Annotated in this window: 20 protein-coding genes, 1 pseudogene and 1 riboswitch; of the genes and pseudogenes, 10 read left to right on the top strand and 11 right to left on the bottom strand. The window is 72.9% G+C overall.

Annotated elements, in window-relative coordinates:
• Positions 1-18: 18 nt before the first annotated feature.
• Entirely contained in the window at positions 19-2,025 is a 2,007-nt protein-coding gene (locus ACFXG1_RS25965; protein ID WP_384744739.1) for an anthranilate synthase family protein, read from the bottom strand.
• Between the two features lie 471 nt (positions 2,026-2,496).
• Between ACFXG1_RS25965 and ACFXG1_RS25960 the strand changes: the two genes are divergently transcribed.
• Together ACFXG1_RS25960 and ACFXG1_RS25955 are read left to right on the top strand one after the other, a co-directional pair.
• Positions 2,497-3,843 (top strand): class II 3-deoxy-7-phosphoheptulonate synthase, encoded by a 1,347-nt coding sequence (locus tag ACFXG1_RS25960; protein ID WP_384712328.1) that lies wholly within the window; start codon positions 2,497-2,499, stop codon positions 3,841-3,843.
• A 240-nt stretch (positions 3,844-4,083) separates the two neighbouring features.
• Positions 4,084-4,314: pseudogene (locus ACFXG1_RS25955) on the top strand (bacterioferritin-associated ferredoxin); the annotation flags it as partial.
• 232 nt (positions 4,315-4,546) lie between these two features.
• Here the strand turns inward: ACFXG1_RS25955 and bfr are convergent.
• Positions 4,547-5,026: a bacterioferritin gene (bfr, locus tag ACFXG1_RS25950; protein WP_384712323.1), complete on the bottom strand. Its 480-nt coding sequence runs from the start codon at positions 5,024-5,026 to the stop codon at positions 4,547-4,549.
• A gap of 158 nt (positions 5,027-5,184) precedes the next feature.
• On the opposite strand from bfr, the gene ACFXG1_RS25945 reads away from it, so the two are divergent.
• Positions 5,185-5,817, top strand: a complete 633-nt coding sequence (locus ACFXG1_RS25945) for a sulfite oxidase-like oxidoreductase (protein WP_384712320.1) — start codon at positions 5,185-5,187, stop codon at positions 5,815-5,817.
• A gap of 81 nt (positions 5,818-5,898) precedes the next feature.
• Here the strand turns inward: ACFXG1_RS25945 and ACFXG1_RS25940 are convergent, their stop codons facing one another.
• The 5 genes from ACFXG1_RS25940 to thiO form a co-directional block, all read right to left on the bottom strand.
• The gene (locus ACFXG1_RS25940; RefSeq protein WP_384712317.1) at positions 5,899-6,765 is read right to left on the bottom strand and encodes a deoxyribonuclease IV; all 867 of its coding nucleotides are present in this window, start codon (positions 6,763-6,765) and stop codon (positions 5,899-5,901) included.
• Between the two features lie 58 nt (positions 6,766-6,823).
• Entirely contained in the window at positions 6,824-8,803 is a 1,980-nt protein-coding gene (pknB, locus tag ACFXG1_RS25935; protein ID WP_384712313.1) for a Stk1 family PASTA domain-containing Ser/Thr kinase, read from the bottom strand.
• A gap of 134 nt (positions 8,804-8,937) precedes the next feature.
• Complete coding sequence (locus tag ACFXG1_RS25930; protein ID WP_384712310.1) at positions 8,938-9,798, bottom strand: thiazole synthase; 861 nt, start codon at positions 9,796-9,798, stop codon at positions 8,938-8,940.
• Between the two features lie 6 nt (positions 9,799-9,804).
• Positions 9,805-10,020, bottom strand: coding sequence for a sulfur carrier protein ThiS (gene thiS / locus ACFXG1_RS25925; RefSeq protein WP_384712307.1), 216 nt, complete (start codon positions 10,018-10,020; stop codon positions 9,805-9,807).
• Entirely contained in the window at positions 10,017-11,183 is a 1,167-nt protein-coding gene (thiO, locus tag ACFXG1_RS25920) for a glycine oxidase ThiO (RefSeq protein WP_384744735.1), read from the bottom strand. The genes thiS and thiO overlap by 4 nt, the downstream gene beginning before the upstream one ends.
• Positions 11,181-11,293: riboswitch (TPP riboswitch) on the bottom strand. Its footprint overlaps the gene before it by 3 nt.
• A gap of 80 nt (positions 11,294-11,373) precedes the next feature.
• On the opposite strand from thiO, the gene ACFXG1_RS25915 reads away from it, so the two are divergent.
• The 6 genes from ACFXG1_RS25915 to ACFXG1_RS25890 all read left to right on the top strand — a co-directional run bounded on the left by ACFXG1_RS25915 (position 11,374) and on the right by ACFXG1_RS25890 (position 16,858).
• On the top strand, positions 11,374-11,715 hold the full coding sequence (locus ACFXG1_RS25915) for a hypothetical protein (protein ID WP_384722744.1): 342 nt from the start codon (positions 11,374-11,376) through the stop codon (positions 11,713-11,715).
• 501 nt (positions 11,716-12,216) lie between these two features.
• Positions 12,217-13,434: an NAD(P)/FAD-dependent oxidoreductase gene (locus ACFXG1_RS25910; RefSeq protein ID WP_384744752.1), complete on the top strand. Its 1,218-nt coding sequence runs from the start codon at positions 12,217-12,219 to the stop codon at positions 13,432-13,434.
• Positions 13,435-13,553: 119 nt separating this feature from the next.
• Entirely contained in the window at positions 13,554-13,919 is a 366-nt protein-coding gene (locus ACFXG1_RS25905; protein WP_384744733.1) for an Rv2175c family DNA-binding protein, read from the top strand.
• Between the two features lie 233 nt (positions 13,920-14,152).
• The gene (thiE, locus tag ACFXG1_RS25900; protein WP_384744750.1) at positions 14,153-14,854 is read left to right on the top strand and encodes a thiamine phosphate synthase; all 702 of its coding nucleotides are present in this window, start codon (positions 14,153-14,155) and stop codon (positions 14,852-14,854) included.
• Positions 14,855-14,923: 69 nt separating this feature from the next.
• Entirely contained in the window at positions 14,924-15,841 is a 918-nt protein-coding gene (metF, locus tag ACFXG1_RS25895; protein ID WP_384708559.1) for a methylenetetrahydrofolate reductase [NAD(P)H], read from the top strand.
• Positions 15,842-15,880: 39 nt separating this feature from the next.
• A complete protein-coding gene (locus ACFXG1_RS25890; protein ID WP_384708557.1) occupies positions 15,881-16,858 on the top strand; it encodes a hypothetical protein in 978 nt (325 codons plus the stop codon).
• 109 nt (positions 16,859-16,967) lie between these two features.
• Here ACFXG1_RS25890 and ACFXG1_RS25885 read toward each other — a convergent pair whose 3' ends face one another.
• The 4 genes from ACFXG1_RS25885 to ACFXG1_RS25870 form a co-directional block, all read right to left on the bottom strand.
• Complete coding sequence (locus ACFXG1_RS25885; RefSeq protein WP_384744730.1) at positions 16,968-18,464, bottom strand: phytoene desaturase family protein; 1,497 nt, start codon at positions 18,462-18,464, stop codon at positions 16,968-16,970.
• Between the two features lie 490 nt (positions 18,465-18,954).
• Entirely contained in the window at positions 18,955-19,563 is a 609-nt protein-coding gene (locus tag ACFXG1_RS25880; protein ID WP_384708551.1) for a TetR/AcrR family transcriptional regulator, read from the bottom strand.
• 148 nt (positions 19,564-19,711) lie between these two features.
• Positions 19,712-21,799, bottom strand: coding sequence for a YhgE/Pip family protein (locus ACFXG1_RS25875; RefSeq protein ID WP_384744728.1), 2,088 nt, complete (start codon positions 21,797-21,799; stop codon positions 19,712-19,714).
• Positions 21,771-22,562, bottom strand: a complete 792-nt coding sequence (locus ACFXG1_RS25870; protein ID WP_384708542.1) for an ATP-binding cassette domain-containing protein — start codon at positions 22,560-22,562, stop codon at positions 21,771-21,773. Before ACFXG1_RS25870 ends, ACFXG1_RS25875 begins: the two co-directional genes overlap by 29 nt.
• A gap of 175 nt (positions 22,563-22,737) precedes the next feature.
• Between ACFXG1_RS25870 and ACFXG1_RS25865 the strand changes: the two genes are divergently transcribed.
• On the top strand, positions 22,738-23,319 hold the full coding sequence (locus ACFXG1_RS25865; RefSeq protein WP_384744726.1) for an SAV_6107 family HEPN domain-containing protein: 582 nt from the start codon (positions 22,738-22,740) through the stop codon (positions 23,317-23,319).
• Positions 23,320-23,436: the final 117 nt, after the last annotated feature.

The raw sequence follows: 23,436 nt of genomic DNA, 5'->3' as shown, positions 1-23,436 counted from the left end.
GGATAGGCCCCGTGACCGTCAGCCGCCGGCCAGGACCGACTCCCGCAGCAGCTCGGTGACCAGCTCCGGCCCGTTGAGCGTCAGTACCGACTCCGGATGGAACTGCACCGACGCGAACCCGGGCCCGCGCAACGCGGCGACCTCTCCGGTCGCCGGATCCCTCGCCACCTCGACCGCCCGCGCCGCGAGCCGCCGAGCCGCCGCCTCGTCGCAGTGGGCCGAGAAGCTGCTGTAGAAGCCGACGGTCTCGGGACGGCCGAAGAAGTCGATCCGCTCCTGGGCGCCCTGGTGCGGGGCGGCCTTCCGGGCGAGCCGCAGCCCCAGCTCGTGGGCGATCAGCTCATGCCCGAGACAGACGCCGAGCACACCGTGGGAGTGACCGTCCAGCAGGTCGGCGGCGAGCGAGCGCAGCAGCCGCATCTTCGGATCGTCCGGGTCCACCGGATCGCCGGGACCGGGGCCGAGGACGACCGGACCGTGGTGGTCGCGGACCGTCTCCCGCAGCCCGGGCTCGTCGAACCGGCGCACGGTCACCTCCAGCCCCGTGGACCGCAGCAGATGGGCGAGCATCGCCGTGAAGGTGTCCTCGCCGTCCACAACCAGGGCATGGCCGCGCAGTGGCCGTCCGCCGCGCGCCGTACCACCGGCCGGCCCGTCGGCGAGGAACCCGTCGCCTTCGCCGACGGGCGGTGCCGTGTCCGTCCGTACCCCGTCGCCGGGCTCCTGAAGCCGCAGCCAGAACGGCGCCAGATCGGCCCGGCGGGCGTCGAGGGCGGCCCGCACCCGGGGCTCGTCCGCGAGCCGGGGCCGCTCGGCCCGGCCCGGCGGGCGGCCGGGAACCACCCCGAGCGCCGCCAGGACCCCCGCCGCCTTCGTACGGGTCTCCGCGACCTCGTGCGCGGGCACCGAGTGCCGGACCAGCGTCGCCCCCACCGGCACCCGCAGCCCGCCGTCCGCCGCGATATCGGCGGTCCTGATCAGGATCGGCGAGTCCAGCGTCTGGGCGCCGCCGCCGTCCCGGCCGATGAGCGCGAGCGCGCCGCCGTAATAGCCCCGGCCGCCGGCCTCGTGCCGCTCGACGACCCGGCAGGCGTTCTGCACCGGCGCCCCGGTGACCGTCGCCGCGAACATGGTCTCCCGCAGCACCTCCCGGACGTCCAGCGACGAGCGGCCCCGCAGTTCGTACTCGGTGTGCGCGAGATGGGCCATCTCCTTGAGCCGGGGCCCGACGACCACCCCGCCCCGGTCGCCGACCGTGCACATCATCTTCAGTTCCTCGTCCACGACCATCGACAGCTCGTCGCGCTCCTTGGGGTCGTCGAGGAAGCGCAGCAGCGCCTCGGGGTCCGGGCCCCCGGGCGGATAGCGGAACGTACCGCTGATCGGATTCATCACGACCGTGCCGCCGCTCATTCGGACGTGGACCTCGGGACTGGCGCCGACGAGGGTGCGGCCACCGGGGCCCGTATGGACCACGAACGTCCAGTACGCGCCCCGCTCACCCGCCAGCAGCCGGCGGAACAGGGCCAGGGCGTCGGCCCGGCCGAAGCCGGGGACGGAACCGGTGTACGTCCGGCGGATCACGAAGTTCGCGCCCTCGCCGCCGCCGATCTCCTCCCGGACGACCCGGCCGACGATATCCGCGTACTCCTCGTCGGAGACGTCGAAACCGCCGTCCTCGACCCGGACCGGGTGGCTCGGCAGCGCGTCGAGCACGGCGCCGAGCGGTAGCTCGTACGTCTCATCGGCGATCAGCGCGCTCAGCGGGGTGCCGTCGTCGCGGACGTCGAAGCCGCGCTCCCGGATCTGCCGGAACGGGACCAGGGCGAGCGTCGGACGGTCGGTGAAGACCGGCAGTTCGCCGAGGGTCGCCGCCTCGCGGACCGGGCCGATCAGCACCTCGACGGTGTCGTGGTCATGGCCGGGGGTGCGTCTGCGCAGTACGGCGAAGGGCCGGTCGCCGTCCAGCAGACGGGCGACGACCTCCGCGGCGGTGGCGGCGGGCGGTGCGATGGGCTCGGACATCCGGGATTCCTTTCCGGGTGGGGCCGCGGCGCCGGTTCGTACCGTGCGCCGGGGTCCGGGGGAGAGGGCCGGCCGTTGTCCGTGATCCGTATCCGTATCCGTGTTCCGTGGGACACCGGGTCGGGAAACACAAAGGCCGCCCCTCGGGCGGCCTGGTCTCTGCTCGACTGTGTCGTCTGGATACGCGCAGTCAGTGGGCCGCCGGATGAGCGGTCCACCACCACTGGGTGCGGTGCTGCGTCGGATTCATGCGGCGAACTGTAGCGCACGGCCGCCCGCGCCGGGTGTGTGGCGTACGGCACGCCGTTCCGCCCCGGGGAAGGAGTTCCACAGAACATCTGTTGTAGCCGTGGTCCGAGTTGATTTATGTGACCGATGTGATCTGTGTGACGGAATGCTGGACTGTACGTCTCATTGGGTGGGCGGCGGACCGGGTCCCGTCCGGGACCCCGTACTGTTGGCGGTGTGACCGTGAACGCTAAGACCACCCTTTCCGGTGGCAACACCTGGCGAGACCTGCCCGCGGCGCAGCAGCCCGAGTACCCGGATGCCGAGGCTCTGCGCGATGTGATCGCCGAGCTCGAAAGCTATCCGCCGCTCGTCTTCGCGGGCGAGTGCGACCAGCTGCGCGCGCGGATGGGCGCCGTCGCCAGGGGCGAGGCGTTCCTGCTCCAGGGCGGGGACTGCGCCGAGGCGTTCGACGCCGTGTCGGCGGACCAGATCCGCGGCAAACTGAAGACGCTGCTCCAGATGAGCGCCGTCCTCACCTACGCGGCCTCCGTGCCGGTGGTGAAGGTCGGCCGGATCGCCGGGCAGTACTCCAAGCCGCGCTCCAAGCCGACCGAGACCCGCGACGGCGTGACGCTGCCGACGTACCGCGGCGACTCCGTCAACGGCTTCGAGTTCACCGAGGCCGCCCGGATCCCCGATCCTGAGCGGCTGAAGCGGATGTACCACGCGTCGGCCTCCACGCTGAACCTGGTCCGCGCCTTCACCACCGGCGGCTACGCCGATCTGCGGCAGGTGCACGCCTGGAACCAGGACTTCGTGAAGTCGTCGCCGTCCGGCCAGCGCTACGAGCAGCTCGCCCGGGAGATCGACAACGCGCTGAACTTCATGAAGGCGTGCGGTACCGACCCGGCCGAGTTCCGCGCGGTGGAGTTCTTCGCCTCCCACGAGGCGCTGCTGCTGGACTACGAGGGCGCGCTGGCCCGGACCGACTCGCGGACCGGACACCTCTACGACACCTCGGGCCACATGGTCTGGATCGGCGAGCGGACCCGCCAGCTGGACGGGGCGCATATCGAGTTCGCCTCCCGGATCCGCAACCCGATCGGGATCAAGCTGGGCCCGACGACCACCGTCGACGAGGCGCTGACCTACATCGACCGGCTGGACCCCGACCGCGAGCCCGGCCGGCTGACCTTCATCGTCCGGATGGGCGCCGACAAGGTCAGGGACCGGCTCCCGGCCCTGGTCGAGAAGGTCACCGCCTCCGGTGCCACCGTGGCCTGGGTCACCGACCCGATGCACGGCAACACCTTCGAGGCGGCCTCCGGGCACAAGACCCGCCGCTTCGACGACGTCCTCGACGAGGTCAAGGGCTTCTTCGAGGTGCACAAGGAGCTGGGGACGCACCCCGGCGGCATCCATGTCGAGCTGACCGGTGACGATGTCACCGAGTGCGTGGGCGGCGGCGACGAGATCTTCGTCGACGATCTGCACCAGCGGTACGAGACGGCCTGCGACCCGCGGCTCAACCGCAGCCAGTCCCTCGACCTGGCTTTCCTGGTCGCGGAGATGTACCGGGACCAGTAGGACCCGGGACCCGGGCGACGGCCCGACCACCGGACACCGATGGGGCGCGAATCCTTGTGATTCGCGCCCCATCGTGCTTTTGCCCCCTCGCCAGGACGGGTAAGGTTAGGTTAGCCTCACCGATGAATCGGGTTGATTGCGTCGGAAAGGGCACAACCCTTCGGGTCCCGGAGCCGGACGTCCCCGGACGTTCCGGACCGATAGGCCCGGCGCAGCAAGGCCCCATCAGTCCGTCGGGAGGTGAACCGCGTGTACGTCTGCTCGTGCTTCGGCATTACGGAGCAGCAGGTCAAGGAGCACGCGGCGGCGGGCGCGTGTACGCCCCGCCAGATCGCCTCCGCCTCCAAGGCGGGCACGGACTGCGGCTCGTGCGTCCGTACGATCCAGTCCATCCTCGGCCGGGGGAGCTGTCCCCGGCGCGAGCTGATCGACCAGGGCCGACCGGCGCTGGCGGCCGTCACGGACGCGCCGGCCGGTGCGACGGGTGTCGCGGCCGTGCCCCGGATCCCCGGTATCCCGGGCATTCCCGGTGTCCCTGACGGGACCGGTGCCCCCGGCCGTCCCGGGGTGTCCGGTGGCGAGGGGATCACCGAGCTGGACGAGGCGGCCTGAGGCCCGCGCGGATCCGGCTCCCGGATCCGCCCTCCGGCTCGGCAGGAGCGTTTCCGCGCACTCCGCGGCCGGTCCGGCGGCGAGACGCGGCTCAGCTCTCCGGCTGCTCGATGAGCTGGGCGATATAGAGCGGCTCGCCGAGCTTCTCGATCAGGTCCAGCTGGGTGTCGAGATAGTCGATGTGATGCTCCTCGTCCGCCAGGATGGACTCGAAGATATTCGCCGAGGTGATGTCGCCCTTGGCGCGCATCAGCTCCACCCCGCGCTTGAGGCGGTCGATCGCCTCCACCTCGATCTGCCGGTCCGCCTGGAACATCTCGGTCACCGTCTGACCGATCCGGACATGGAACAGCCGCTGGTAGTTCGGCAGCCCGTCGAGGAAGAGGATCCGGTCCGTCAGCACCTCGGCGTGCTTCATCTCGTCGAACGACTCGGCGCGGGTGTACTTGGCGAGCTTCGTCCAGCCGAAGTTGTCCTGCATCTTGGCGTGCAGGAAGTACTGGTTGATCGCGGTCAGCTCGGCGGTCAGCTGCTCGTTGAGGAACTCGATGACCTCGGGGTCGCCCTGCATCGCGGCGGCTCCTTCCACAGGTGAAGTGGGTGTGGGCAGGTGCGCGCATCCTCGCATCGCCGTCGGGAGCCGTCCAGTAAGTTCCGCCTTAGTGGGAGTTGCCCGAATCGGCCCAGACCCGGTCATGACCACCCCTCCCGGTCTGTCACCATTAGGACATGGGTCAGCCGGAGAGCAGGGATCACCGAGGAGCACTGGAATCCGAGCTTCCGCCGGGTCAGCGACTGCAGCGCGGCTGGCCGGTCACCCACTACGGACCCGTACCGAAGTTCCGTCCCGAGCGCTGGGAGTTCCGGGTCTTCGGGGCCACCGCCGATGGCGACAAGCGCTGCTGGACCCATGAGGAGTTCTCGGCGCTGCCCTTCTCCACGGTCGTGGCGGACCTCCACTGCGTGACGAAATTCAGCATGCTGGGAGCCGAATGGGGCGGGGTCTCCGCGCGGGTCGTCGCCGATCTGGCGCCGCCCGCGCCCGACGTCACCCATGTCATGGTCTGGGCCGAGTACGGCTTCAGCGCCAATATGCGGCTCGCCGACTTCCTGACGGAACGATCGATTTTCGCCACGCACAAGGACGGTGAACTGCTCACCGCCGAGCACGGCTTCCCGCTCCGTCTGGTGGTGCCGCACCTCTACGCCTGGAAGGGGCCCAAATGGGTCCGGGGTGTCGAGTACATGACGGCCGACCGCCGGGGTTTCTGGGAGGAGCGGGGGTATCACAACCTCGGTGACCCCTGGCGGGAGCAGCGCTACTCCTATCAGGAGGAGCCAGGGGACGGCCCCGAGCTGTAATGGCCCGGGGCCACTTTTCGGCCACTTGGTTGACTCGTGTCACCGATGATCGGAGCCCCCGGGGCGGCGTGTCGCCGCGGTCTACCCGACGGTGGAGCCGACGCGCAACGCCTTGAGCAGCGCGATATCCGCCGCGTACTTCTCCTTGCCGCCGGGCGTCTCGATGATCAGCGGTACGCCCTCGGTCGCCGGATGGCGCAGCAGCTCCCCGAACGCCTCCCGCCCGATGTGCCCGGCGCCGATGTTCTCGTGACGGTCCTTGTGGGCACCGCTGACCTCCTTGGAGTCATTGGCGTGGATCAGCCGCAGCCGTCCCGCGCCGACCGTCTCCACCAGCGCGTCCAGCGCCGCGGCCGTCCCGTTCGGAGCCGCCAGGTCGTGTCCGGCCGCGTACACATGACACGTATCGAGACAGACGCCGAGCCGGGGGTGGAACTCCAGCGCCTCGAAGTAGGGGCCGAAGTCCTCGACCCGGGAGCAGAGCGACGAGCCCTGGCCCGCCGTGCCCTCCAGCAGCAGCATCGGGTCGTCGTCCGCCGTCAGCTCGTCGAGCAGCGGCAGAACCAACTCCCTGACCTGCGCCAACGCCGTCTCGCGGGAGCGGCCCCCGGTCGCCGAGCCGGTGTGCACCACGACCCCCGGCGCCCCGATCTCCCGGCCCCGGCGCAAGGAGTGCCGCATCGACACCACCGAACGCCGCGCGGTCTCCTCGGTATGCGAGCCGAAGTTGATCAGATACGGGGCGTGGATCCACGGAATGATCCCCTCCGCCGTGCACTGCTCGCGGAAGGCGTCGTCCTGGTCCGGGCGGCCCGCGGGCGTCGCCCAGCCGCGCGGATTGGCGACGAAGACCTGGACGGTCTCCGCGCCGATCTCACGGGCGGTGCCAAGACCGGTCGTGGCGAGACCCCCGGCCACGGGGACATGACCGCCGACGGGATTGCGCATGGATGCTTCCGTTGTCCTTCCGCGGCGCCGGGCCGTCTTCGGTTCCTCGGGGCCGGGCCTACAGGCCCTTGAGGGTGATGGTGACCGTGCCGCCCTCGGGGGCCCGCTCGTCCGCGCCGGGTGACTGGCTCGCTACCTTGTCGCCGAGGAACGGGAACGACTTCTCCACCTTCACCCGGAAGCCCGCGGCCTCCAGCTCACGGCGCGCGTCGCCCTCCGACGAGCCGCCGACATCGGGGACCACGACCATCCGGGGCCCCTTGGAGACCGTGAGGGTGACCGTGTCGCCACTGGCAAGCCGGGTGCCCTCCGGCGCCGACTGCCGGGCGACCCTGCCCGCCTCCTGCGGGGAGTTCACCTGCTCGGGCGCGACGGCCACCTCGAACCCGGCGCCCTCCAGCTCGGCCGTCGCCTCGGCGACGGGGTCGCCCGTCACATCCGGCACCTCGACCGGGGCGCCCCGGCTGACCACCAGGGACACCGCGGAGTCCGGGCTGCGCCCGGCGCCCGCTCCCGGCTCGGTACGGATCACCGCGCCCTGCGGCACCTCGGCACTGAACTCCCGGCTCACCACCCCGGGCGCCAGACCGGCCCGGCGCAGCGCGTCCTCCGCCTTCGCCAGCGGCTCGCCCTTCACCGCGGGCACCCGGACGATCTCCGGGCCGCGCGAGACGACGATCGTCACGGAGCCGTTGCCGCGGATCCGCTCGTTGGTCGCCGGATCCGAACCGATGACCGTGCCCCGCTCGACGGTCTCGCTGAACTCCCGCCGGACGCCCTTCACACCCAGCCCCGCGCCCTCGATCCGCTTCTTCGCCTCGGTCTCGGTCTTCCCGATGACGGCCGGGACCCGGGTGAACTGGCCCGAGTTGATGTACCAGACGCCCGCACCGATCCCGAGGACCGCGAGAACGGCCACCAGGAGTGTGACGACGCCCCGGCGGGGGAGCCGGGGAAGCGGGGAGAGTCTCCGGCGGGCGCCGCCCGGAGGGGTCGACGGCGGGACCGTGAACCGGGCCGTGTGCTGGACCCGCTGCTCGTCCGGCAGCCCGCCGGAGAGCCGGGGGATGACATCCGTACGCTCCTCGGCACCGGCGCTCCGCCGCCGGCCCGGCTCGCCGCCCCCACCGGCTTCTCCGTCATCCGGGTCACCGGGCTCGCGGGCGCCGGGCGGCACCAGGTCGAGCTGCTCGTCGCCGAGGGCCGCGCGCGCGGTCCTGACCTGCGCGAGCAGGGCCACGGCGTCGTACGGACGGACATCGGGACGCCGCGCCGTCGCGCTCGCCACCAGCTCGTCCAGCTCCACCGCGAGACCGGGGAACCGGCCCGACGGCGCGGGCACGGCCTCGTTCAGATGCTGGTACAGCACCTGGGCGGGGGTGTCGCCCGTGTACGGCTTGCCGCCGGTCAGCATCTCGAAGAGCATCACACCGCACGCGTACACATCGGAACGCGTGTCGGCGGTGCCGTCCTCGATCTGCTCCGGGGCGAGATAGGAGACCGTCCCCAGGACACTGCCCGTGGTGTTCGTCACCGATCCGACGGCCCGGACCAGCCCGAAGTCGGCGACCTTCACCCGGCCGTCGTCCCCTATCAGCACGTTCTCCGGCTTGACGTCGCGGTGGACGAAGCCCGCGCGGTGCGCGGCGCCCAGCGCCGCCAGGACCGGCTCCAGGATGTCGAGGGCCGCCCGGGGCCGCAGCGCGCCCCGCTCGCGCAGCACGTCCCGCAGGGTGCATCCGGCCACGTACTCCATGGCCAGATAGACATAGGCGCCCTGCGCCCCCTGGTCGAAGACGCCCACCACATTGGGGTGCGACAGCCGGGCGACGGACTTGGCCTCCCGGATGAACCGCTCCACGAACGTCGCGTCGGTCGCCAGCGCCGGATGCATCACCTTCAGCGCCAGCTCACGGTCGAGCCGGGTGTCCAGCGCCCGGTAGACCGTGGCCATCCCGCCGACGGCCACCCGCTCGTCGACGCGGTATCGGCCGTCGAGCAGCTGCCCGACGAGAGGGTCCTGGAGGGTCGTGTCCACGGGCCGATTCTACGAGCCGGGACCGACAACCCGGCCGCCGCCGGTCCCGGGGCGGCCGCGACCGGGGCAGGATCGGGTCAGGAACGATGCCGAGCCGTGACGGTCCCGGCCCCCCGGCCCCCGGCGCGGAGCGGTCAGAACGCCGGACGCTCCGGATCCGCGGCACCGTCTTCATCGGGTGCGTGGGACCCGAAGTCGGCGACACCCCCCGTCGGGGACGACGCGCGGGCGAAGTGGCGGCGCGGAATACGGCCCGCGCGGTACGCCAGCCGGCCGGCGGCCACCCCGTACCGCATCGCCTCCGCCATCAGCACCGGCTCCTGGGCGCGGGTGACGGCCGACGCGAGCATCACCGCCGCACAGCCCAGCTCCATCGCGAGCGTCGCGTCGGACGCCGTACCCGCGCCCGCGTCGAGGACGACCGGCACTCCCGCGTTCTCGACGATCAGCCGGAAGTTGTGCGGATTGCGGATCCCGAGGCCGGAGCCGATGGGGGAGCCCAGCGGCATGATCGCCGCACAGCCCACATCCTCCAGCTTGCGGGCGAGCACCGGATCGTCATTGGTGTACGGGAGCACGGTGAAGCCGTCGTCGACGAGGGTCTCGGCGGCGTCGAGCAGCTCTACGGGATCGGGCAGCAGGGTCCGCTCGTCGGCGACCACCTCCAGCTTGACCCAGTCGGTGCCGAGGGCCTCCCGGGCCAGCCGGGCGGTGAGGACCGCCTCGCCCGCGGTGAAGCAGCCCGCGGTGTTCGGCAGGACGCGGATACCGAGCCGGGTCAGCACCGAGAGCACCGAGCCGTGGACGGTGGGGTCGACCCGGCGCATGGCGACGGTGGTCAGCTCGGTACCACTGGCGACGAGGGCGCGTTCGAGGACGTCGAGGCTGGGGGCGCCGCCCGTACCCATGATCAGCCGGGAGCCGAAGGCGGTGCCGGCGATCGTGAGGGGATCACCCTGGGCCTCCGGAGCGGGAAACGGTACGAGATCGGGCACGGCGGCTCAGCCCCCCTGGACCGCGGTGAGGATCTCGACCCGGTCGCCGTCGCCGAGGAGCGTGCCGGGCCACTGGCCGCGCGGTACGACCGCCTCGTTCACCGCGGCGGCGACCCCCTCGGGTGCCGGGGCGACGGTGGCGACGAGAGCGTCGAGCGTCGTACCGCCGGCGAGTTCACGCCACTCGCCGTTGACGGACACGACCGGGCTAACGCTGTTCATACGAGCTGCTCCTGGGAGACGGGGGCGGCGGGAAGGAAGCGGTCGGGGGTGAAGGGCCGGATCTCCTCGGGCAGCACACCGGTGGCCAGGGCGCTCGCGATCGCGTCGCCGGTGACGGGGGTGAGCAGGACGCCGTTGCGGTAGTGCCCGGTGGCCAGCAGCAGCCCGGGCAGCGCGCTCGGGCCCAGCAGCGGGGCGTTGTCCGGAGAGCCGGGCCGCAGCCCGGCCCTGGTCTCGGTCAGCGGCAGCTCGGTGATTCCCGGCACCAGCTCATGGGCGTCGCGCAGCAGCTCGTAGACCCCGCCCGCGGTGACGGTGGTGTCGAAGCCCAGCTCCTCACTCGTCGCGCCGACGACGAGTTCACCGTCCGCGCGGGGCACCAGATAGACCTGGCTGCCCCGGACGACGGCCCGCACGGTCCTGGAGAGGAAGGGGGCGTACAAGGGCGGCACGGCCAGCCGGAGCACCTGCCCCTTGACCGGACGCACCGGCGGCAGCACATCGGCCGGGAGCCCGCCGAGCAGTCCGCTCCGGCTCCCCCCGGCGAGTACGGTCCACGCGGCCCGTACCCCCCGCCCGTCGGCGAGTACGGCGCCCACGGCCCGGTCGTGTTCGACCAGCAGCCGGTCGGCCCGGTCGCGCCGCAGCTCCACCCCGGCCCGCTCACAGGCGACGACCAGCGCCGCGGCGAGCCGCCGGGGATCGACCTGGTGGTCGCCGTCGACCCGCAGACCGCCGCGCACCCCGGGCGCGAGCATCGGCTCCAGACGGCGGCACTCCCGCCCGCTGAGCCACTCCGCCGCAAGACCGGACCGCAGCTGGAGGGCGTGCAGCTCCCGCAGATGGGCCCGGTCGTCGGCGTCGAGGGCGACGGCCAGGGTGCCGCAGGCCCGATAGCCGACGGACCGCCCGCTCGCCTCCTCCAGCTCCGCGACGAACGCGGGATAGCGGCGGGCCGACTCCAGATTGAGGGCCAGCAGGGTCTGCTCGCCGTAGTGCAGCTCGGTGACGGCCGCGAGCATCCCCGCGGCCACACCGGCCGCACCGCCCCCGGGGTCCGGGTCGGCGACGGTGACCGCGAGCCCGCGTTGCGCGGCCCGCCAGGCGACGGCGAGCCCGATGATCCCGCCGCCGACGACCAGAACGTCCGGGGTATGCGACATGGGCGTCCAGCCCCTCCCTTCGCCGGCATGACCCGGATCAGGTTCGTACGGTCGGAGGCCGCCCAGCCTCCCTCTCAGCCCGGTGCGTCCGGGCTCCCGCGAGTGCTTTACGGTGGCCAGCCTAACCCCCGTGTCCGATGCCCGGTAAGGCGGTTGTACGGCCCCGGGATACGAGCAAGGAGCGTTCACCATGGCGAGATCGCTGGACGGACTGGTGATGTCCCCGGTCGCCGACCAGGCCCCGGGCCAGGTCGGCACGGCCACCCGGTTCACCTACCACGAGGCGGACGGCCGGATCTGGGCCGACTACGCGGGCGGCGACGTGGTCCGCGGCCACCTGGTGGGGACGCGCGAGGGCGACCGCCTCGACTTCCGCTACGTCCAGCTCAAGACCGACGACACCACGGCGTCGGGCCACTGCGTCTCCCGGGTGACCGAACTCCCCGACGGCCGGATCCGCCTGGAGGAGACCTGGTCCTGGGAGTCCCAGCCGGGCACCGGCACCAGTGTCGTCGACGAAATCCCCGGCTAACCCCCCGCCTCCCCGCCCTGCCGAGCCCCGGCATCTTGGGTGCCGCGCCTCTCGATGGTCTCGGGCTGACCGTGGCATGTCCGTCGTCGTGGGGAGGGCGGGTGCGGGGTCGCCCCCGCAGCCGTCGGCGGGATGCAGCGGTCAGCGTTTCCAAGGCCCCGGGTTCCGCCGATGGCGAGGAGGTGGCCCCGGGACCGACCGACCAACCCGCGCCGCACGGGCGACCCGCAGGGTCCTGGAGTGCGGCCAGCCAACAAGAAACACAGGGCCCCGCACCCCACCCACAACGTGAACCACGGAATCCAGGGGCGCGAGGAACTGCGCGAGCAACCACCCACCCGCCCCGCGGACGAAACCGAACGGCGGCCCCCATGGGCTGACGCTGCGTCAGAACATTATCGTGGAGGGGTGAGCGATCAGCAGACCGATCAGCAGACCGATCAGCAGACCGAGCAGCAGACACCCCCCCTTACCCCCCACGTGGTCGTCGTCGGCGCCGGTATGGCCGGCGTGCAAACCGCCGTCGCCCTGCGGGAGCTGGGCCACGCCGGGCCCGTGACGGTCATCGGGGCCGAGCCCCACCAGCCGTACGACCGGCCGCCGCTCTCCAAGGCCGTCCTGCTCGGGACCGCCGAGGGCTCCGCCTTCGACGTGGACTTCGAAGGGCTCGGCATCGGACTCCGGCTCGGCACCGCGGTGACCGGCCTCGACCCCGCCGCGCGCGAGCTGGAGACGGAAGCGGGCCCCGTCCCGTACGACGTCCTCGTCGTGGCGACGGGCGCCGAACCCCTCACACTGCCCGGCACCGACGCCGACACCGTTCCCGGGGTGCATCTGCTGCGGACCCTCGACGACGCCGAGCGGCTCAAACCGGTACTCGCGCGACAGCACGACATCGTGGTCGTGGGCGCGGGCTGGATCGGCGCGGAGTTCGCCACCGCCGCCCGGGAGGCGGGCTGCGCGGTCACCGTCGTCGAGGCCGCCGACCGCCCCCTCGCGGGCGCGCTCCCCGCCGAGGTCACCGCCCCCATGGCCGACTGGTACGCCAGGGCCGGGGTCGAGCTGGTCACCGGCGCCCGGGTGGCGTCCGTCGAGCCGGGGACGGTCGTCCTGGAGGACGGCCGGCGGATCGCGGCCGGTGCCGTCGTCGTCGGCGTGGGCGCCCGCCCCGCCACGGCCTGGCTGGCCGGCTCCGGCGTCGGGACCGGCCCGGACGGCTCGGTCACCGCCGACGAGGGGCTCCGTACCAATCTGCCCCGGGTGTACGCGGTCGGGGACTGCGCCTCCTTCCCCTCCGCCCGCTACGGCAGGCGGCTGCTCGTCCACCACTGGGACAACGCCCTCCAGGGGCCGCGCACCGTCGCGGCCAACATCCTCGGGGATCTGGAGGCCGCGGCCCGGCCCGCGGACGCGCCGCCGGGACCCGCCGTGGCGCCCGTGGTCTACGACCCGGTGCCGTACTTCTGGTCCGAGCAGTTCGGCCGGTTCGTGCAGTACGCGGGTGACCACGCCGACGCCGACACCCTCCTGTGGCGCGGCGACCCCGCCGAGCCCGCCTGGTCGGTGCTGTGGCTGCGGGACGGCCTCCTGCGGGCCGTACTGGCCGTCGGTCGCCCCCGGGACCTGTCCCAGGGCCGCCGGATCATGCAGTCCGGCGGACGGCTCGATGCCGTGGCCGCGGCGGATCCCGCGGTGTCCCTCAAGTCCGCGGCCCGCTGACCGGCTGCTCCCTCCGGCCGCCCGCTGACCAGGGGATCCGTCGTCGGCGTGGGCCGGATGGACGCCGCCGGACGGGACTCCCGCTACCCACTGTCGGTCCCAGATGGCACGCTTGTCCTGTGACCGAGATTGACGCAAAGATCGATGCCCTCGTCCCCGCCTGGCTCACGCTGCCCGACATCGCGGAAAAGCTGAACGTCGAGGTGACGCGGGTCAGGCAGCTGGTCAAGGAGGGCCAGCTGATCGCGGTGCGCCGCGGGGACAACCGGGTGCTCCAGGTTCCGGCCGACTTCATCGACGACGACAAGGTCGTCAAGGGCCTCTCCGGGACCCTGACGCTGCTGAAGGACGACGGGTTCACCGACGAAGAGATGCTGGAGTGGCTCTTCACCCCGGACCCCTCCCTGCCCGGTACGCCCGCGCAGGCCCTCGGGGAGAACCGCGGCACGGAGGTGAAGCGCCGGGCCCAGGCCCTCGCCGTCTGACCCCGTCCACCGTTCTCCGACCAGCCGTACGTCCGACGGGCCGCGCGAGCGGCCCGTCCGGGACGTCCCCGTACCCGTGCCGCGGGCGCGCGGGGCCGCCCCGGCCGCACCACCTTCCGCGCACTCGCGCACCCGCCGCCCGCCGCCCGCCGCCCGCCGGACGGCGGGCGCCACCACCATCACCACCACGCGGCGCCCGTCGATCCATCACCCTGGGGGGACCGCTGATGTCCATGACGTCCGACCACCGCGCCCGGCTCGCCGACGCCCGGCTCTACCTGTGTACCGACGCCCGCACCCGCCAGGGCGATCTCCCCGACTTCCTCGACGCGGTGCTCTCCTCCGGTGTCGACATCGTCCAGCTCCGCGACAAGGGCATGGAGGCCGCCGATGAGCTGACGCATCTGGAGGTCTTCGCCGACGCCTGCCGCCGGCACGGCGCGCTTCTCGCGGTGAACGACCGGGCCGACATCGCCCATGCCGCGGGCGCCGACGTCCTCCACCTCGGGCAGGGCGACCTGCCCGTGCCCGCCGCCCGGGCCATCCTGTCCAGCCGCTTGCCCGGCTCCCCGTCCGGCCGCCCGTCCGGCCGCGACGACGTGCTGATCGGCAGGTCGACCCACAGCCCGGCCGAGGCCGAGGCCGCCGCCGTCCAGCCCGGTGTCGACTATTTCTGTACGGGTCCGTGCTGGCCCACCCCCACCAAGCCGGGCCGCCACGCCCCCGGCCTCGACCTGGTGCGGGCCACCGCCGCGCTCGGTACCGGCCGGCCCTGGTTCGCCATCGGCGGTATCGACGAGGGCAATCTCGACGAGGTGCTCGACGCGGGCGCCCGCCGCATCGTCGTCGTCCGGGCGATTACCGAGGCCGACGACCCGGCCGCCGCGGCGGCCCGTCTCAGCGACCGGATACGCACCCGGTCCGAGCAGCCATGATGCAGAACAGAGGTGTCCGATGGGCGGACTCGGGTTGGGAGACCCCCGCACCCCGGCTAGCCTGCGACTATGGCCCTAGGAACAGCATCGACCAGAACGGACCGCGCGCCCACGGTGCGTGACATGCTCGCGAGCGGCCGTACGTGCTACTCCTTCGAGTTCTGGGCTCCGAAGACGGAAAAGGGGGAGCGCAACCTCTGGAACGCGCTCCGTCGCGTCGAGGCGGTGGCGCCGAGCTTTGTCTCCGTGACGTACGGCGCGGGCGGTTCGACTCGCGCGGGCACGGTCAGGGCCACGGAGCAGATCGCCTCGGACAGCACCCTGACACCCGTGGCCCATCTGACCGCGGTCAACCACTCCGTCGCCGAGCTGCGGAACATGATCGGCCAGTACGCCGACGCCGGTATCCGCAATATCCTCGCGGTCCGGGGCGACCCGCCCGGCGACCCGATGGGGGAGTGGGTACGGCATCCGCAGGGCGTCACCTACGCCGCCGAACTGGTCCGGCTCATCAAGGAGTCCGGCGACTTCTGCGTCGGCGTCGCGGCCTTCCCCGAGATGCACCCCCGCTCCGCCGACTGGGACGCCGACATCCGGCACTTCGTCGACAAGTGCCGCGCCGGGGCCGACTACGCCATCACCCAGATGTTCTTCCGCCCCCAGGACTATCTGCGGCTGCGTGACCGGGTGACCGCCCAGGGCTGCGACACCCCGATCATCCCCGAGATCATGCCGATCACCAATGTCGGACAACTGGAGCGATTCGCTCAGCTCAGCAATGCCGCGGTACCCACCGAGCTGAAAGAACGGATCCTCGCGGTCAAGGACGATCCGGCCGCTGTACGCTCCATAGGTCTCGAGTTCGCGACGGAGTTCTGCGCGGAGCTGCTCTCGGAGGGTGTGCCGGGTCTGCACTTCATCACCCTCAACAACTCCACGGCGACGCTCGAGATCTACGAGAATCTCGGACTGCACGAGCAGGTGTGATCGGCCGTACCCGACAGCGGCCGGAGGAGAGGGGCGGGTATGGGTCTTACGGTCCTCTACATCGCGTTCGGCGTCGTGGCGCTGTGGCTGCTGGGCGAGGTGCTGCTGCAGTACAAGGCGCGACTGCGCTGGCGGCTCCTCGCCTTCGGCGGCTTCCTCGTCGTCGTCCTGGGCGTCCTGGTGGCGTCCCGGGTGGTCATCGCCCTCGGCGCGATCGCCTTCGCGGTCGGACAGACCTATGTGACGCTCTCCTTCCGGAAGGGCTTCTCCACCGGATGGGCGCTCGGCGGCCATCCGGGGGCGAGCCGTCGCCGCAAGGACGGCCCCCGGGAGCCGTCGCTGGAGGTCACCTCCGTCGAGGAGACCCGGATCGGGTTCGAGGGACCCGACGCGCCCGACATGTCCGGTGCCGGCGCGTCCGTTACGGACACCATGGTCCATGGTTTCCCGGTCCATGACGCGGATATGGCCGCGCACGGAGCCGACGCGGACCCGGGTGGTCCGGCTCCGGTCTACGAGCCGCAGCCCATGCCGGACGACACCGGGCAGTACGGCGTCTACGGCGACGGCTCCTACGGGACCGCCGCCCACCAGGACGGCCCGCACCCCGAACCCGGCCGGGACGGCGGCGCGTACGACGCCAACACGGGCGCGTACGACGGGGGTTACGACCCCTACTACGCCCCCGGCGCTCCCGGAGCCCACAGCACCCCCGGTTACGAATTCGGCGGCCAGGACCCGCAGCAGTACCCCGGCTACGCCGACCCCTACCCGGGAGACGGGCAGCAGCAGTACGCCCCCGGCTACGACGGCGGCTACGACAGCTTCGGCAACCCGCAGCCGTACGGCCAGGACCCCGCCTACTACGAGCAGGCGGCGTACACGGACACCCCGCCCGGCGGGGTGTGGGTACCGCAGCAGCGGGACACCGGGGCACCGGGGCAGCCCGGCGACGAGCAGCCGCCGTACGACCAGGGCCAGGGCTTCGACAACGAGTCCCAGCAGTACCGCTACTGACCGGCCGTCCGCGGCCCCGGCGGAACCCGTCGGGCTCCGCCGGCCGGGTTACCCCGAGCGTCCCGTACGGCGGCGCCCGACGGGCCCCGACAGGTCCCGCCGGTGCGGCCTATTGGGAGCCCTGGAAACCGGGTCCCTCCACGATCAGCCCCGCGACCAGCGCCCCGGACATCCCCGCGTGCGCCAGTCCGCCGCCCGGATGGGACCGGCCGCCCACCAGATGGAGCCCCGGCAGCCGGGTGGTGTTCGACGGGTGGAGCCAGCGTCCACCCGGCCCGGCCAAGGCGGGCGCGGGCAGCGTACCCGTCTGCGCGGGCGTCAGTATCTCGTGCCACAAAAGCCGTTCCCGCAGGGCGGCGGCACCGCCCAGGCCGGGGTCGGCGGCCGCGGTGTCGATCAGCACATCGGCGTACCGTTCGCGCAGCGCCTTGTCCGTCCAGTCGGGGCCCGTACCGTCGGGTCCCGCGACCGTCGCCGTCAGGGTCACGGCCTCGTGGGCGTCGTCCGGGCGGGTCCGCGGGTCGCGGGGGCGCAGTACCGTGACCGTCGGCCGGTCGGCGAGCCCGCCGCCGAAGACGGCCGCCGCCTCCGCCGCCGGATCGGGGGAGTGGACCACACCGCGGTGGGCCACCCCGGCACCGGCCGCGCCCCGCAGCGCCAGCAGCACGGTGAACCGGCCCGGAAGCCCCGGGCCGTGCGGCCGGATGTCGTCGTCGGCCCACAGGTCCCGTCCCGCGAGTCCGGCCGCCGTGTCCGCCCCGGCCACCACATGGTCGGCCTCGACGGACGTACCGTCCGCCAGGGTGAGCCCGGCGGCTCTGCCGTCCCGGACCGCGATCGACACCACCTCGGTGTCGAAGACGAACTCCACCCGGCGCTTACGGCACCGGTCGTACACCGCGCGGGCCAGCTCGCGCAGCCCGCCCTCCACGTACCACGTACCGAACGTCTGCTCCAGATACGGCAGAAGGGCGGCGCTCGCCGGGGCGTGCCGGGGGTCGAGTCCGTACGCCAGCGCGTACCAGGAGAAGAGGGCGGCCAGCCGCGGATCGGCCAGCTCCCACGCGCCGACCTCGGCGACCGTCGACGCCTGCCGGGTGCGCAGGAAGGCGCGGCGGCGCGGGGCCGGATACGGATCGCGCTCCAGCACCCGCCAGTCGGACCAGAGGGGCTCCTCCAGCAGTGGACGGCGGGAACGGTCCCAGGCGTCCCGGGCCCGGCCCAGGAAGTCGCCCCACCGCTCGCCCGCGCCGTCGCCGAGCGCCGTCTCCAGCGCCGAGACGATGCCCGCGCGGGAGGCGTCGGGCAGGGCCACGGCGGTGCCGTCGGCGAACAGATGGCGGCTCGCGGGCGATACCGGGACCAGCCCGACGCACTCCTCGAGCGGCTCCTTGCCGGTCTTCAGGAACAGATCGCGCCAGACCGCGGGGAGATGGACCAGGCCGGGTCCGGTGTCGAAGGCGAAACCGTCGCGCTCCAGCACGCCGAGCGCGCCGCCGTACGTCCCCGTACGTTCGTACACCACCACCCGGTGGCCGGCCACGGCCAGCCGGGCGGCGGCCGCCATGGCGCCCATCCCGGCGCCGATCACCGCAATCCTTGCCATGCCCGAGACTCTATCGACCGCCACTGACAATCCGGCCGGCCACCCGTCCGTCCGGGAGCCCGGGCTCATCCTGTGCCGGGTGTGACGACGGAGGTCTGAGTACGGATACCTAGCCGCGCAGATGAGTACGGGCGCGGATGGGGCGGACCCGCCGCCCGGGGGAGAGTGGAGCCACCGAAGGGGAACGGGCACCGGCACCGCGGACACGGGGCCGCGGAACGGTGCGGGTCCCCGAGGGAACGGGGTGCAGTACGGAGAGCCTCCTCGGAGGTTCTCCGCGACCGCGGGGGAACAGCGGTCACGGGGGCGCCGGGGATCCCGGGGGGATCCGGGGGGACGGATGGGACCCGGCGCGGAAAGAGGGGGAACGGCCGTGTGCCGGTCCTCCCGGGCACGGACGGCGAGCCCGGGCGGATCGGCACCGTCGCCCGTGCGGCCACCGGACATCCGGCCGCGCGGGCTCCCGCCGTCCAGCCCGCCGCGAGCGGCCCTACCGCCCGCTGACCCGCCCGTGCAGCAGCCGCGACAGCGCGGCGTGCACCTCGTCCAGGGACCGCTCCGGCTGGAAGGACTGCCAGTCGAGCGCCGCCACCAGGACCATGCCGACCAGGGCCGCCGCGGTGAGCGTCACATCGATGTCGGGGCTCAGCTCACCGCCGTCGACGGCCTCCGTGAGGACCGTCTCCACCACCGCCACCGCCTGCTGCCGTACCACCAGCAGCGTGTCCTGCCAGGCCCGGTTGGTGCGCCACAGCTCGGCGACGTACAGCTGGGTGAAGGCCGGATAGCGGTCGATGAAGACCAGACCGGCCCGGATCATCGCGTCCAGCGCCTCGACCTTCGTGCCGCCGCGCTCCGCCGTCTCGTCGGCGGCGGTCTGGAGCGACGTCGTCAGCAGGCCGACGCCGTACCGCAGCAACTCCTCGAACAGCTCGGTCTTGCTCTTGAAGTTGTAGTAGACCGTGCCCTTGGCGACCCCGGCCCGCTCGGCGATCTCGTCCACGGTGGTGGCGGAGAACCCCTGCTCGGCGATGAGGGTCACCGCGGCTTCGTAGAGCTTGGCCCGGGTCGCCCGGCGGCGGGTACTGGTGCTGTCCATGGCGTCCATGGTGCCGATTCTCACAGGTCCCCCAGGACTCGCAGGGCGCCTTCCCGCACGGTCTCATCTGGTGATACCGGCGCCGTCCTCCGGTACCGGGGCACCGGTGGCGACGGCGCGGCACCGGGTCGTACGGGAAGGCGCGGGGTCACAGGGTCAGCTCGGGATGCAGCCGGTCGAGCGTCCACACCTGCTTGCGGCGCGCGGTGAGCGCGGTCAGTGCCAGGGCGCCGGCGGTGAAGAGCAGCAGTACCGCCGTCGCCTGCCAGACCGGTTCGAGACCGCCGCCCGTGATCAGTCTGCGCAGCGCCTCCACCACATGGCTCATCGGCAGGAACGGGTGGATCGCGTTGAAGAAGCCGGGGCTGGTCTCGACGGGGTACGTACCGCCCGCCGAGGTCAGCTGGAGCATCAGCACCGCGAGCACCAGGATCCGGCCCGCCGCGCCGAACCGGGCGTTGAGCCACTGCACGATCGCCGCGAAACAGCCCACGACCAGCGCCAGGAAGGCGACCGTGGCGACACCCCGGACCGGTTCGAGCCCCGGACCGAACCGCAGGACGGCCATCAGCGCCGCCAGCTGGGCCAGACCGATACCGAGGACGGGCAGCCAGCCCGCGAACGCGATCCGCCAGGGGGAGGCGCCGGCGGCCAGGGCACGCCGGTTCATCGGCTGGATGATCATGTAGGCGACCATGGCGCCGACCCAGAGCGCGAGCGGGATGAAGTACGGGGCGAAGCCCGTGCCGTAGTTGGGCGCCGTGTGCAGGGAGCTGTTGGCCAGCGCGACCGGGTCGGCCATCACCTCCGTACGGCGGTCGCGGTCGTCCTCGCCGTGGTCGGGGATCTTCGCCGCGCCCTCGTGGAGCCCGCCGGCCAGCTCCGATGAGCCGTCGACCAGCTTGAACAGACCGCCGTCGAGTTCCCCGGCGCCCTTCTTGAGCTTGCCCACCCCGGTATTCAGCTCGGCGGAGCCGGACGCGGCGCCCGTCAGTCCGCGGTGGAGCGCGTCGGCGCCGTCGGCGACCTTCTTCGCGCCGGTGCTGAGGGCGTCGACGCGGGAGACGGCGGCGGCGAGGTCCTCGTCGAGCCGTGGCGCCGCCGCGGCGAAGTCGGCCGCCTTCTTCTGGAGGTCGGCCAGCTGGGTGTCGAGCTTCTTCAGGTCGCTGGTGTTCCCGCCGACCACGGTGTCGACGTCGTCGGCGACGCCGGAGACGGCGACCGCCGTGTCACGGGCCCGCTGGAGGGACGCGCACAGGCCGGGGTCGGGGCTCTGGGCCCGCTCGCAGCGTTCCGTGTGCGCCTCGGTGAGTTCGGCGGCGGAGGCGCGGGCCGCGGTCGCGGCCGTCGGCGCGCCCTTCGCCAGCTCGTCCAGCCGGGTGCGCAGGGTGCCCGAGGTCTCGTCGACCAGCCGGGCCGCGGCGCCGATCGCCGCCCCGTCGTCCTCCAGATAGGGGCGGACACCGGTGGCGAGCGCCTTGACCTTGTCGGCCAGCGCCTCGGTGCCGTCGGCGATCCCGCGGCTGCCCGACTCCACGTCCCGGGCGCCGTCGGTGAGCTTCGTCAGCCCGCCGGAGAGCCGCCCGGCGCTGTTCTCGGCGTTCTTGAGGCCGTCCGCGAGATCGGCGGAGCCCTTCTTGGCGTCCCCGATGCCGCCCTTGAGGTCGTCCGCGCCCCTGGCGGCCTTCTCGGTACGGTCGTGGATGTCCGAGAAGGAGATGAAGATCCGGTCGAGGAAGGAGCGGGACGCCTCGGTGGAGGCGGCGGTGCGCACCTCGGCGAAGACCGTCCGGGAGATCTGCCCGACGATGTAGTTGTTGGCGTCGTTCGTCCGCACTTCGATGGCGCCGGTCTCCGGCGAGTCCCCGGCGCCCGACGCGACCCGCCTGCTGAAGTCCTCGGGGACGGTGAGCGACAGGTAGTACGTACCGTTCTCGACGCCCTCGCGGGCCTCGGCCGCCCCGACCTCGTGCCAGGTGAAGACGTCGCTGTCGCGCAGCCGCTCGGCGATCTCGTCGCCCGCGGCCACCTTATCGCCGTCCGTGGTGGTCCCCGCGTCGTCGTTGACCAGGGCGACCGGGATGCGGTCGAGCCTGCCGTACGGATCCCAGAAGGACCACAGGTACAGCGCGCCGTACAGCAGCGGCAGCAGTACGACCGCCACGATCGCGGCCCGGGGCAGCCTGCCCCGTCCGAACCGCTTCAGCTCAAGCGCGGCCAGCTTCGGCGAGCGCATCGGCCGTCCCCTCCCCGTCGTCGGTGCCGTCGGTCTGGTCGGTGCCGTCGTGCTCGCCGGCCGGGACGCCGGTCCGGACGACGGTGGTGCGCTCGGCGGCCCCGGCCTGGCTGCACACCGCCAGGACGGTGGTGCCCGAGTCGGCGACGGACCGCAGCAGTGCCCAGGCGGTGTCCCGGTCGGCGGCCGGCAGCTTGAGGTCGGTGTCGTCGACGGCCAGCAGCCGGGGGCGGCCCATGAGCGCCAGGGCGATCGACAGCCGCAGCGCCTCCAGCCGTTCCAGATCCCGTACGGAGGTACGGCCCTCCTCGGGCAGCGCGGCCCGGTCGAGACCCGCGGCCTCCAGGGCCCCGTCGATCCGGCTCCGCGCGGCGGCGGCGCGCTCGGCGCGGGGGCGCAGCAGCGACCGGAGGGTGTCGTCGAAGCGCCGCTGGAGCAGGGCGCGCTCCCGGAGGTGCTCGTCGACCGTGAGCGCCGGGTCCAGATCGCTCACACCCGGTACGGGACCGAGTGCGCTGCTCCGCCGGACCGCGGTCATCCTCCGGGGCAGTGCCAGACCGCCGATCTCGGCGCGGCCCTCGGTGGCGCGCATCCGGCCGGTGAGGGCCAGCAGCAGACAGGTCCGGCCCGAGCCGGACGGGCCCTCGACGGCGATCAGGGAACCGGGCGCGGCGTCGACACCGACGGAGCGGAACGCCCAGCCGCGCGGGCCCTTCAGTCCGAAGCCCTCGGCGACGACGGCCGCCCCTCCGGGGCTGTTCACGTGCTCTCCCCTCCAGGAAGCAGTGGGTCAGTTTTTGAACTGACTGGTCAGTGCAAAAACTATCGCGAAACCATGATCGAGGACAAAAGTGCAGGTCAGGCCGGATTGTCAGTGGTGGCATCCACCATGGACACCTACGGCCACCGTGCCGTTACACGACGACAGGAGGTTCGTCATGGCCAGTCATCACGCGGCAGCCGCGCACCGGCGCCGTGCCACCGGCCCTGTCCCCTCGCCGAGCGGACCCGCGAGCGACGTGCACCCCGTCCTGCGCCGCTCCTCCGCACCGCCCGCGGCCCTCGACCTGCTCGCCCAGGCCCGCGCCGGACTGGAGGAGGCGGCCGGCCTCCCGACGCCCAACGAGCGATACGCCACCGCCCATCTCGCCGCCCTGCGCACCGCCGCCGCGGTCCTCGCCGCCCGCGGCTATCCCGACACCCCGCCGCCGGCCGCCCGCGGCACCGCGCCCCGCCGGGGGCGCCGCGGGGGGATACGCAGCGCGTGGGAGCTGCTCCCCGAGATGGCCCCCGAGCTGTCCGAATGGAGCACCCACTTCGCCGCGGGCGCCCCCCGCCGCGCCCGGGCCGAGGCGGGCATCCGGGACGCGGCCAGTCCCCGGGACGCGGAGTGCCTGCTGCGCGACGCGGGCCTCTTCCTCCGCGTCGCCGAGCGGCTGCTGCTGCTCCAGCCCCCGCTGCCGCATCCGAGGGGAGACCTCTCGCCTCCCGGCCGGGAGGCCGGCGAGCGGGCCGGCTGACCCGGGGACACCCGCCGGGCGTCCCCGGGGACGGGGAGAGGTGCCGCCGGGCGAGCCCCGCGGGGCGTCGGGGTGCGGCTGGTGCGAGGCCCAAAGGTGGGGTTCGTCGTGCGCCGG

This window comes from Streptomyces sp. NPDC059248, assembly GCF_042753905.1.
In the GTDB taxonomy this organism is placed as follows: Bacteria; Actinomycetota; Actinomycetes; order Streptomycetales; family Streptomycetaceae; genus Streptomyces.
The sequence above is the reverse complement of the archived record's forward strand: the minus strand, read 5'-3'. Positions and strand labels throughout refer to the sequence as shown.